Source organism: Oleiphilus sp. HI0125 (genome assembly GCF_001635355.1).
The window spans coordinates 1-644 of the sequence record NZ_LWGF01000968.1 but is presented as its reverse complement, the minus strand read 5'-3'; the positions used below and the strand labels follow the sequence as shown (position 1 = coordinate 644).

Here is a 644-nt window from a genome sequence, read left to right as displayed (position 1 = left end):
CTATGCCTTTATTGTGGGGAGTGATTTTCCAGTACTCGATGATGACTTCTTACAGCAAGCAATCAATTCGCTTAGCAATCATGATTTTGTATTCGCGCCAACAGAAGATGGAGGCTTTGGCTTAGTCGGGCAGAGAGCATGCGGATTTACATCATTTGGTGAAATCGAATGGGGCACCAATCGCGTGCTTGAGCAAGTTCAAAATCGCATGACAGAGCTTGGATTTAGTTTCTCGCTATTAGATAAGCGTTTTGATGTCGATGAATTAGAAGATTGGAAACGCTGGCTTCAGAGCGACTATAGCTAGTCGCTCTTTACTGAATTGAGATAGCTTCAACTATCTACGTTATCGCTGCTAGTTAATGGCTACCAAGTTTTCTTACGAAGACATCGAGCATTTGTTCTGCTTGTGCGGCTCTGCGAGCGCTTGGTCGCGGAAACACTGAAATCAGTCCCGCGTTTTGTATTAGGTCGAACGCTTGTTCAACGGTATAGAAGTGTGCGTTGTCATTAAACAATATGTCTCTACACCCAGACGCACTGTAGAAGAATGGGCTTTCAAGAAGCTTGTTCCATAACCCGCTTTCTTTTTCCAACAGGATCGAGCTTCTAATCAGTCGAATATTGTCTAGGTTTGCTTGCAT

Annotated in this window: 2 protein-coding genes; one reads left to right on the top strand and one right to left on the bottom strand. The window is 43.8% G+C overall.

Annotated elements, in window-relative coordinates; all coding sequences use genetic code 11:
* Positions 1–307 (top strand): DUF2064 domain-containing protein (locus A3762_RS16505; protein ID WP_156493529.1); only part of this gene is annotated, 307 nt, incomplete at its 5' end.
* A gap of 52 nt (positions 308–359) precedes the next feature.
* Here A3762_RS16505 and A3762_RS27710 read toward each other — a convergent pair.
* Positions 360–644: hypothetical protein (locus tag A3762_RS27710; protein WP_068756681.1), on the bottom strand; the 285-nt coding region annotated here is incomplete at its 5' end.